This is a genomic window from Rhodococcus sp. NPDC080181 (assembly GCF_040702225.1).
Lineage (GTDB): Bacteria > Actinomycetota > Actinomycetes > Mycobacteriales > Mycobacteriaceae > Rhodococcoides > Rhodococcoides fascians.
The window spans coordinates 111,310-122,128 of record NZ_JBFBKN010000008.1 but is presented as its reverse complement, the minus strand read 5'-3'; the positions used below and the strand labels follow the sequence as shown (position 1 = coordinate 122,128).

General features: G+C 65.3%; 6 protein-coding genes. 1 reads left to right on the top strand and 5 read right to left on the bottom strand.

The window, feature by feature from the left end; genetic code table 11:
* Positions 1-107 precede the first annotated feature (107 nt).
* Positions 108-5,966, top strand: coding sequence for an amino acid adenylation domain-containing protein (locus AB0O58_RS12310; RefSeq protein ID WP_366238230.1), 5,859 nt, complete (start codon positions 108-110; stop codon positions 5,964-5,966).
* A 70-nt stretch (positions 5,967-6,036) separates the two neighbouring features.
* On the opposite strand, the gene AB0O58_RS12305 is transcribed toward AB0O58_RS12310, so the two are convergent.
* The 5 genes from AB0O58_RS12305 to AB0O58_RS12285 form a co-directional block, all read right to left on the bottom strand.
* On the bottom strand, positions 6,037-7,020 hold the full coding sequence (locus AB0O58_RS12305; protein ID WP_288124402.1) for an alpha/beta fold hydrolase: 984 nt from the start codon (positions 7,018-7,020) through the stop codon (positions 6,037-6,039).
* Between the two features lie 100 nt (positions 7,021-7,120).
* Positions 7,121-7,975 carry a glycosyltransferase gene (locus tag AB0O58_RS12300; protein WP_176458062.1) on the bottom strand — a complete coding sequence of 285 codons (855 nt, stop codon included), beginning with the start codon at positions 7,973-7,975 and terminating at the stop codon, positions 7,121-7,123.
* An 81-nt stretch (positions 7,976-8,056) separates the two neighbouring features.
* Positions 8,057-8,911 carry an ABC transporter permease gene (locus AB0O58_RS12295; RefSeq protein ID WP_032365640.1) on the bottom strand — a complete coding sequence of 285 codons (855 nt, stop codon included), beginning with the start codon at positions 8,909-8,911 and terminating at the stop codon, positions 8,057-8,059.
* A gap of 10 nt (positions 8,912-8,921) precedes the next feature.
* The gene (locus tag AB0O58_RS12290) at positions 8,922-9,779 is read right to left on the bottom strand and encodes an ABC transporter permease (protein WP_032365639.1); all 858 of its coding nucleotides are present in this window, start codon (positions 9,777-9,779) and stop codon (positions 8,922-8,924) included.
* Positions 9,776-10,747, bottom strand: a complete 972-nt coding sequence (locus AB0O58_RS12285) for a daunorubicin resistance protein DrrA family ABC transporter ATP-binding protein (protein ID WP_027496305.1) — start codon at positions 10,745-10,747, stop codon at positions 9,776-9,778. The genes AB0O58_RS12290 and AB0O58_RS12285 overlap by 4 nt, the downstream gene beginning before the upstream one ends.
* Positions 10,748-10,819: the final 72 nt, after the last annotated feature.

Genomic DNA, 10,819 nt, shown 5'->3' with positions numbered 1-10,819 from the left:
AGGCGAACTGCAACGCTCGCCGCGTCGTGGACGATGAACGGTCGGATCGGCCGACGCGTCGTCCACGACCGAGCGCGGGGCAACACTGGTGAGGAGTCATAGTTCAGATGAGTTCGGATGGATCGACCGGCACACCGTCCGAGTCGGGCGGCCGAGTGGGTGGACGGTCGAGCCGCCCCAGGCCTACCCGTGCACGACCCACCCGACAGCGACCGGCCCGTACGGTCGCGCTGCCGACTCTGCTCGCCGCGGCGGTGGAAAAGAACCCGGACGGTATCGCGGTGGAGTGCGGCACCCGGTCGCTCACCTATCGGGAGATCGACTCCCGGTCGTCCAGGCTGGCCCGGCTGCTCATCGAACGCGGGGTCGGCCCCGAGGATTTCGTGGCTCTGGCACTGACCCGTTCGATCGAATCTGTCACGGCCGTGTGGGCCGTGGCGAAGACCGGTGCTGCATTCGTGCCCATCGACCCCAACTACCCGGCCGCCCGCATCACGCACATGGTGAACGACTCCGGCGTGCGAATGGGTGTCACTGCAACACAATTCGAAGAGGCGATGCCGACGTCGGTGTCGTGGATCAGTCTCGACTCGTCCGACACCGAAGGCGCACTCCAGGGGTTGTCCGACGATCCCGTCGTGGCGGACGACCGACGGGCACCGATTCGCCCGTCCACGCTTGCGTACGTCATCTACACCTCCGGCTCGACCGGTCTGCCCAAGGGCGTCGCCGTCTCCCACGCTGGGCTGGCACCGCTGACCTCCACTCAGGTCGAGATCTACGGGCTGGACTCCGATTCGCGCACACTGTATTTCGCGTCCCCCAGCTTCGATGCGTCCGTGCTGGAGCTACTGATGGCTGTGGGCGCAGGTTCGACGATGGTCATCGTCCCGCCCGGTGTCTACGGCGGTTCCGATCTGGGTGACATGCTCCGCCACCACCGCGTCAGCCATGCGTTCATCACCCCGGCGGCGCTGGCCTCACTCGATCCGGCAGAGGTGCCCGACATGCGAGTGCTCGCGATCGGCGGCGAGGCCTTCACCTCGGAACTGATGTCGAAGTGGGCACCGGGCAGACGTTTTCACAACGTCTACGGCCCCACCGAAGCGTCGATGGTGTGCAACATCTCGCCGCCGTTGAACGCGGGCGAAGCCGTACTGCTCGGGCCGTCCACCAAGGACATGGGCTACCACGTGCTCGACGACCGGTTACGGCAGGTGCCCGCCGGGGTGCCGGGGGAGCTGTATCTGACCGGTGCCGGCCTTGCGCGGGGATACCATCGACGATTCGCGCTGACCGCAGCGCGTTTCGTCGCCAATCCGTATGCAGCCGAGGGTAACTCGGAGCAGAGCCGACTGTACCGCACCGGTGACCTGGTGCGCTGGCGGGAAGTGGTGTCCGGACGGGCCATCGAATACCTGGGCCGCAACGACTTTCAGGTCCAGATCCGAGGCTTCAGAATCGAACTCGGTGAAATCGACGCCGTTCTCACCGCGCAGGACGGGGTCGATTTCGCGGTGACTCTCGGTCACCGCAGTCCCACCGGCGCAACTGTTCTCGCAGCGTACGTATTGCCGGTGGCAGGGACGGACGTCGACCTGGACCGGGTGCTGGACGAGGCCGGGCGGAGTTTGCCTGCGCACATGGTGCCCTCGGTGATCACACGGATCGAGTCGATCCCGCTGACTCCCACCGGCAAGCTGGACCGAGACGCACTGCCGGAACCGGTGTTCGAGGCCGCGGAGTTCCGGTCCCCGTCGACCATTACCGAACATGTGGTGGCCGATATCTTCGTCGAGCTGCTCGGGGTCGAACGGGTCGGCCTGGACGACGACTTCTTCGCGCTCGGGGGTAACTCCCTGATCGCCACACAGCTTGCGGCTCGATTGGGTTCGGCTCTGGGCGTTCATGTTCCGGCGCGCTCGGTGTTCGAGTCCTCCACCGTCGAGGCCTTGGCGCAGGCCGCCGATTCGGCGGACGGTCCGGTTCGAGCTGCGCTCGACACGTCGAGGCAGCGGCCCGAGCGCATCCCGCTCTCGTCCGCACAGCAGCGCATGTGGTTTCTCAACCGCCTCGACACCGACTCCGCCCTCAACAACGTGCCGGTCGCTCTGTTGCTGCGCGGAGAACTCGATGTCGACGCGCTGCAGGCTGCCGTAGGGGACGTGGTCGGTCGACACGAATCGTTGCGCACCGTGTACCCGGAGATCGACGGTGTCGGGTATCAACAGGTGCGGGACGAGGCCGAGACGCACGTCGGGATGGACGTGGTCCGCATCGCTCGTGACGACGCGCTCGCTGCGGTCACACAGTTCTTCACCCGGGGATTCGACGTCACCGTCGAGATCCCGTTTCGTGTCCGGCTGTTCCACATCACGGACCCCGCCGGTGCAGCACCGGAGTACGTGCTGGCCTTCGTTGCACACCACATCTCGGCGGACGGGCTCTCGATGGCCCCGCTGTCCCGCGACGTCATGACGGCCTACCTCGCGCGGCACGGCGGATCGGCACCGCAGTGGGCACCGCTGCCGGTCCAGTACGTCGACTACACACTCTGGCAACTCGACATGCTCGGCTCCGAATCGGATCCGAAGTCGGTGGCCCGCAAGCAGATCGACTATTGGCGTCGCACGCTCGACGGCCTCCCCGAGCAGTTGGATCTGCCCTCCGACCGGCCGCGCCCGCGGGTCGCATCGGGACAGGGGGCGGTGACGGCGTTCGAGATCGACGCTGCACTGCACACCCGCGTACTCGAGTGTGCACGCGAGCACGACGCCACCGCGTTCATGGTGGTGCACGCAGCGTTGGCGGTGCTGCTGGCCACGTTGTCCGGGACGTCCGACATCGCCGTGGGAGCACCGGTGGGTGGTCGCGGCGACGCACGGTTGGACGACCTGGTGGGCATGTTCGTCAACACGGTGGTCCTGCGAACGCAGATCGCTCGAGACGCCTCGTTCGGTGCGGTACTCGATGCCGTACGTACCTCCGACCTGGAGGCATTCGACAATGTGGACGTACCCTTCGAGCGTCTTGTCGAGGTACTCGATCCGGTGCGATCGCAAGGGCGGCACCCGCTGGTCCAGGTAGCGCTGTTCTTCCAGAACTTCTCCCAGGGATCGTTCGAGCTCCCCGATCTGGGCGTCGAGGCATTCGGGTCCGGGGCGGCGTCGGCAAAGTTCGATCTCCAGGTGACGCTCACCGAACTCGGAGACGGCGCAGGTCTGGCCGGCGAGCTGATGTACGCGACGGATCTGTTCGACGAGTCGACGGTGGCGTCGTTCGGGCGACGGTTGGTGGCTGTACTCGAGGCGGTGACCGCTCGTCCGGATGGCGTGGTCGGTGATATCGACGTTCTCGATTCGGCCGAGCGTGAACGAATCATGGTGCGCGGCAACGGCGACGAGGTGGCCATCGAATCCGCCGAGGTGTTGTTGGACGGCTTCGATCGGGTGGTGGCCGACACGCCCGACGCGGTCGCGGTGGTGTTCGGCGAACGGTCGCTGACGTATCGGGAGTTCTCGGCTCGGGTGGACGCGACTGCGCAGCTGTTGCAGGAGCACGGTGCCGGGCCAGGTGTTCTGGTGGGGCTCGCGATGCGGCGGTCCGTCGAGTTGGTCGTCGGCATGTATGCGGTGCTGCGATCGGGCGCGGCGTACGTTCCGGTGGACCCGGATCAGCCGACCGAACGTAACGACTACATACTCGACACGGCCGCCCCGGTGGTCGTGTTGTCCACGGCCAGAGATGGTTTCGTCACGGCGACCGCTGTTCCGGTCGTCGACATCACCGATCCACCGGAGCCGTCCGGGTCGGTGGTGTTTCCGCGCGCCGCCGGGGACGACCTGGCGTACGTGTTGTTCACGTCCGGGTCGACCGGTCGTCCGAAGGGCGTGGCGATCGAACACCGGGCCATCGTCAACCAGATGGCGTGGATGGCGCAGGAATACGGTCTCGATGCGTCGGATGTGTACCTGCAGAAGACGGCGACGACGTTCGATGTCTCGCTGTGGGGTTTCTTCCTGCCGCTGCGAACCGGCGGTCGGTTGATCGTGGCGGCCCCGGGCGCGCAGCGTGACGTCGAGGCGGTCGCCGCCGATATCGCGCGGCACGGGGTGACCGTGACGGACTTCGTGCCGTCGATGCTGACGGTGTTCGTCGAAGCGGTGTCGGCGCAGTCGATCTCGTCGCTGCGGCATGTTTTCGTCATCGGTGAGGCGCTGCCCGCGGGTACCGTCGATGCCTGTCGGGCAGTGTCGGATGCGCGGGTGCACAACCTGTACGGGCCTACCGAGGCGGCGGTCAGCGTCACTTATCGCGATGTCTCCGAGGACGGGGCGGGGTCCGGATCGGTGTCCATCGGTGTGCCCGAGTGGAACACCTCGGTGCACGTGCTGGATTCGCGTCTGCATCCGGTACCGGCGGGCGTTCCGGGGGAGTTGTACTTGGCGGGTGTGCAGTTGGCGCGGGGTTACGTTGCGCGGCCGGACCTGTCGGCGGAGCGGTTCGTGGCGAACCCGTTCGACGGCGTGGGGACGCGGATGTACCGGACCGGTGATCTGGTGCGGTGGTCGATGGATGCCGATCGGCTCGAGTACATCGGTCGCACCGATTTTCAGGTCAAGTTCCGTGGGCAGCGAATCGAGTTGGGAGAGATCGAGACTGCGCTGACGGCGCGGTCGTCGGTGAGTCAGGCTGTCGTCGTGGTGTCGCACTCGGCGGTCGGTGAGTCGTTGGTGGCGTACCTGGTCCCTACACCCGGTACCGACATCGATGTCGAGCTCGTTCGGGCGGAGGCAATTTCTGCGCTGCCGTCCTACATGGTTCCGTCGGCCTTCGTGGTGCTCGACGCTCTACCGCTCAACGCTCCGGGAAAGCTGGATCGTCGTGCGCTGCCGAGTCCGGAGTTCGAGACCCGCGAGTTCAGGGCACCGCAGACACCGGTGGAGGAAGCTGTTGCCGGTGTGTTCGCGGACGTTCTGGGAGTCGAACGCGTGGGACTCGACGACGACTTCTTCTCGCTCGGCGGCAACTCGCTGCTGGCCGTGAAGTTGGTCTCCGCGCTGAAGGGGGCCCTCGGTGGTCGGCCTGTTCCTCTGAACTGGTTGTTCGTGGACGCGTCCGTTGCCTCCCTTGCGGCACGGATCACTGCTGCCACGGCATCGGGAGTCGACGGAGCGGAAGCAAGCGGGCTCGAGGTCCTGATACCTCTACGGGTAGGCGGTTCTTCGGCCCCGCTGTTCTGTATCCACCCCATCGTGGGTCTGTCCTGGGCCTTCGGTGCCCTGGCGTCTCACATCGGCGACGACCGTCCGATCTACGGATTGCAGTCGCCCGCGCTGTCCGGTGCAGAACCTGTGCCGCAGTCGATAGAACAGTGGGCTGCGGTATTCGTGGACAAGATTCGCGCCGTGCAACCGTCGGGCCCGTATCACCTGCTGGGGTGGTCCATGGGCGGACTGATCGCGCATGCGATGGCCGTGCAACTGCAACGTGAGGGCCACGAGGTCTCGACGTTGGCCATGATGGACTCGTTCGTTGCGGGTGGGTCGGACCACCTCGTCGACAGGCCGGTATCGGCGGACGAGATTCTCGGCGGGCTGGGTGTCGGTGCGGACAACCACCTCGAGATCGGTGAACTCACGGTCGACTCCGTGGCCGAACTGTTGAAGTCGATGCCGGCACCTTTCGACTCGATTTCCCGCGAACGCGTCGCCGGGATACTCGACGGGATCGCACAATCGGCAGAGCTCATCGAAACCTATGTGCCACAGACCTTCACAGGACGAGCGCTGCTGTTCGCATCGGTCACCGACGATCCCACGGGCAACGTGGCGGCGGCGACGTGGCGCGGTGCGCTGAGCGAGGGCGTGACGGTCGTCCCGGTCCATTCGACCCACTGGCAGATGGCGTCGTCGCCGGCATCGACCGAGATCGGGCCCGTGCTGGACGCGGAATTGCACCGGTAGTCCGTTCGGCAACGACGAAGGCCTCCCGACATCGTGTCGTGAGGCCTTCGTCGTGGCGTGTGGAGAATGTTCAGCAGGGTGCGGGCGTGGTGGTTGCGTAATCGGGATCGAGTGCGGTCTTCACCATGTACAGGGGAGCGGGATCGGCGACGAGACCGACGTGGGACGTCGTCGCCGTGGGGCACACGTCCTGAACCCAGACGTTGTGCACCATCGCAGGGTCGCCGGACTTGAGGAAGGTGTTCGCGGGCGGTGTCGAGACGGTGTCGTTGCGCGTGGCGATGACGGTGTACTCGACCCCTGGTTCGACGTCTCCGCCTTCGTTCAAGCTCGTCAGCGTCGTCGAACCGACGAGTTGCTGGGCACCCGCCATGTTGTATGTCAGGGGGGGGAGTGCGTCGCCGGGCAGGCCGAGAGAGGTGAGCAGTTCGGAGAGCTGCTGCAGACCACCGAAGGTCGTGCCGTGGTTGGTGGCACCCAGTGTGACCAGTGTGTGCACCTTGTTGCGGGCGGGGTCCTGCGCATCGGTGCCGCCATCGAACTTCATGTACTGCCGAGTGGCGGTGCCACCCTGCGAATGGCCGACCATGTCGACTTGCTCGGCACCGGTCGCCGCGAGTACTTCGTCGACGAAACGGCCGATCTGACGGCCCGACTCAGCGATGTCGCCGGAGCCCCAGATTGTCGTGCCCGGGTCGAGCAGCAGCGATACTCCGCCGTAGTTGGGTGCGAAGACGCAGTAGCCCTCGCTCTTCAGCTGCGGTGCCAGGATCTTCCACGTGGACGCATCCATCTTGGTTCCGTGGACGAGCACGACCGGACGGGGATGGGCCGCGCTGGGAACACAGCCGAAGTCGTTGGCACCCTCGAGGGTAGGCGTGGCGGAAACCGAGGTTCCGGTGGGCGAGGGCGCAGCGACCGCTGTGCCCGTCCCGGTGAAGGACAGGGCACCGGCCACCGCGACAGCAATCGCCGTGGGCAATACTCTCGTGAACTTCTTCGGCATGGCCTCTATCTCGTCCGGGGCGTGGGAATCCGCCGCTGTCACCTGCATCTGCGTCACCGACCGTAACAGCCGGACACACAGGCGTAACAGGCGTGCAGGTCAAGGGTGCCGGTCGGGCAGGCCGGTCGGCGAGCCCGTGTGGTGGACATCACCAACCGATGGCTCCGTATCTAATTCCTGCGCGAAGCTCGCCGACCCGGATGACGAACGCACGCAGCCAGTGGCCGCGTGACATCCCGGTCAGCGACGTCGGCAGCAGGGGATTGCGCAGCAGCAGCGCCATCCACCAGGACGCGACTCGGCGCACTTTCAGTGCCGGGCAACCCTGGGGCCGGTAGATTCCGCGAAGCTTGGCGAAGCCGAACCCGAGGCGAAAAGACTGGCGCAGGAGAGGGCGTAGCTCGTCACGCAGTCGATACGCCACTACTGCCTCGGTACTGAACCCCAAGGTGTAACCCGCCAGTTGCGCCCGCCAACTGAACTCGACATCCTGGCTTGCTCGGTAGCGGTTGTCCATGCCGCCGAGATCGCTGTAGACCGATGCCCAGCAGGCCATACTCGCGCCGATCGCGAACGGCAGGAAGTCGGTGCGGCCCTGGTTCTCCGGCGCTGTCGTGGGCGTCCACGACAGCGCCCGGACGCTGTTCAGCGTGTCGGTTTCGACCGCAGTACCGACAACATCGAACGACGACGCCTCCTGTACGAGCGTGGTGAGCCACGACGAGTGCACGACATCGTCCGAGTCGCAGAACGCTAACAGATCGCCGGACGCCTCTCGGGCACCGCAGTTGCGTGCGTAACCCGCTCCGGTCTCGCGGGAAGCATCGACCGACCTGAGCCGCAGCCGCTCTCGCAAAGGATGAGTGAGTACGTATTCGCCGAGGTCCCCGCCTCGCGTGTTGTCCGCAACGAGCACCTCGAACGGAAACCCGACATCCTGATCGGCCAGAGCCTGCAACTGTGCGTCCAAGTGCGGATCGAGGCCACCGACAGGAATGATCACCGAGACCGACGGATGCTCAGGTCGTGCCCGGTCGACCACAACGAATCCCCCAACGTAGAAATGTCGGCCCGGGCGACGCGATCAGCCCGACGCAGATGCCTTCTTGTACCCCCGAATCGCAGGGTAGAGGAAGATCACGACCATTCCCAGAGACCACGCGAGAGTTTGGAGAATCGGAGTCATGACGGGCCCTCCGAGTGCCAGCGCGCGCATCGCGGAGACCGCAACCGACATCGGCTGCGCTGCAACCACCGGCTGCAGCCAGAGCGGATACGCGAGGACGGGGACGAACCCCGCATTGAAGAACATCAACAACGTGCAGAAGATCGACACCACTTCGACCAGTGGTGCGTCGCCGGCCACCGTGGCGAGGAACGTGACCATGACTGCGAACCCGATACCGAACACGACAGGAATCAGCAGCAACAAGATGCCGGCCTGAATTCCCTGGGTGAACCTGAACCCCAGCGCTACACCGGCACAGATGATGACCACGGTGGTCACGAGCACCCGAACTGCTTCGGCAATCATCCTGCCCAGTAGGCCGGCCGCTCGGTGAGTGGGCGTTGTCCAGAACCGAGCCAACAGACCCGACTTTCGTTCGCCCTTGAGGCCGACAGCGCTGACGATGGAACCGAACATGGCTCCGACCAGAGCGATCATCGGCACCTGGCCGTAGATCGCCGGCGATCCGGTGGCCGCGGAAATCGAGTTCCCGAGCACGACACGGAACATGACCAGCATCAACGCGGGGTACAGCAACGCCTGAATCATCGTCGACGGATCGCGCATCCACCGCATCAGAAGTCGTTTGGCCTGTATCAGGCTGTGTGTCCCGAGCGCACGAATCGACCCTTCTCGCAGGGCCATGTTGGGTTCGGGAAAGGTCAGGTTGGATACGCGTGCAGCGTTCACCGACGCTTCTGTCATCGTCATCTCGGACTCGTCATTCTGGTCTCGAGCTCGCCCAGATGGCGAGCGGGACGAAGAACAGGAGCAGGCCGGCCACCCAGGCGAGGGATGGCCACAACACCTGGAAGCTGACTCCGCCCTCGGCCATGTCGCGCATAGCGAACGAGAACTGCGAAATCGGTTGATTGCGAACGAACGGTCGGATGAGTTCCGGGAAGCCGCTTTCGGGAACGAATCCGCACGAGGCCATGCCGAGGATGAGCTGGGGCAGGGTCAACACCTGGCTGGTCGCTTCGGGGCTCTTCGACAGCGTTCCGATTGCGTCGGCACCGATCGACAACGTGGTGCTGATCAGCATGGCGAGCGCGCAGAACAACAGGGCCTGACCGAATCCTGCGGAGAACCGAAAGCCGATGACGTAGCCGAAGCCGAGTGCGGATACGAGCGATACCAGTGAGCGGACAACACCGCTCGAGATTCGCGACACCAGCGGGACGCCGCGTACGACGGGCATCGTTTTCAACCGAGAGTTGAGTCCACTCATCGCCTCAGTCGATGCCCTCTGCGCGGCGGAGATGGCGGTGAACGCCATTGCCTGCAGCACGATGATCGGCATCAGAAACTGTGCGTAGTCGATGCCCTGCAGGCCCATCACGAACTTGAGCGGAAGGTAGAAGCCGATAGTGAAGATCAGCGGAGCGATGACCGCGATCAGCAGCTCACCCTGGGTGAGCATCGTCCACAGTGCACGCCCGGTCAGTGCCTGCCACTGCACGAAGCCGGACGGCCGCGTTCGTGACCGGCGCTTGGGCTGCTGCGTCGTCGACCCGGTGGTTGTCCGAGGAGCGGTGACCGCACGCGTATTCGAGACGCCTCGCGTCGTGGCCGTCACGGCGTGGGGCTCGCTTGCGAATGGCCGGTGAGGGTGAGGAAGACGTCGTCGAGCGAGGGGCGGCGCAACGCGATGTCGGCCAGCACGATGCCACGGGCGTCGATACGGCGGAGGATCTCGGACAAGGTTGCGGCACCGTCGGGGGCAGGCACGGACAGGCGGTCGGACGCGGCAGTGATCTCGGCGTGCACCGCCGGAGGCACCATCTCACCCAGCGCCTCGGCCGCTGCTCGTAGCTGACCTGGATCGAGAGGCACCACTTCGCAGTAGCTACCGCCGGTCATGGCCTTGAGCTGATCGGACGTACCTTCGGCGATGACCGTGCCCTTGTCGATGACGATGATGTTGTCGCTCAGTACGTCTGCCTCTTCGAGATATTGCGTCGTCAGCAACACGGTGATGCCCTGGGCCTTCAGTGCCTCGACCAACGACCACACACCCTGTCGGCTCCGAGGGTCGAGTCCGGTGGTCGGCTCGTCCAGGAACACGACTTCGGGACGCACGACCAAGCCACATGCGATGTCGATACGACGGCGCATGCCGCCGGAGTAGCCGCGGACCGGACGCTTGCCGGTATCGGACAGGTCGAATTCGTCGAGCAGGGCCTTGGCGCGAGCCTTGGCAGCCTTCTTGTCCAGACCCATGAGGCGGCCGAACAATTCGATGTTCTCGCGCCCCGAAAGAGTGTCGTCGAGGGCGGCGTACTGACCCGTCATCATGATCGATCGCCGCACCGCGGGAGCGTCGGCAGCAACATCGTGGCCGGCGACGAAGGCCCGGCCGCTGTCGGGCGCGATCAGCGTCGACAGCACTTTGACAGTCGTGGTCTTGCCCGCACCGTTGGGGCCGAGGATGCCGAGTACGGTTCCCCGCTCGGCCGAGAAGCTGATGCCGCGCAGCGCATGCACATCGCCGAAGGACTTGTGCACGTCCTCCACGTGTACGGCTGCGTGCTGAGCTGACGACATCGGATCTCCGAGCTGTGGGGTGAATGGGGCCGAGGCAGTGCCGGGGCCCGTGGAGGGGAGGGCCACTACTTG

Bases quoted from the DNA above. Each gene is read 5' to 3' on its own strand.
- AB0O58_RS12310 (WP_366238230.1), top strand. From the start codon at position 108: ATGAGTTCGGATGGATCGACCGGCACACCGTCCGAGTCGGGCGGCCGA.
- AB0O58_RS12305 (WP_288124402.1), bottom strand. From the start codon at position 7,020: ATGCAGGTGACAGCGGCGGATTCCCACGCCCCGGACGAGATAGAGGCC.
- AB0O58_RS12295 (WP_032365640.1), bottom strand. From the start codon at position 8,911: ATGACGATGACAGAAGCGTCGGTGAACGCTGCACGCGTATCCAACCTG.
- AB0O58_RS12285 (WP_027496305.1), bottom strand. From the start codon at position 10,747: ATGTCGTCAGCTCAGCACGCAGCCGTACACGTGGAGGACGTGCACAAG.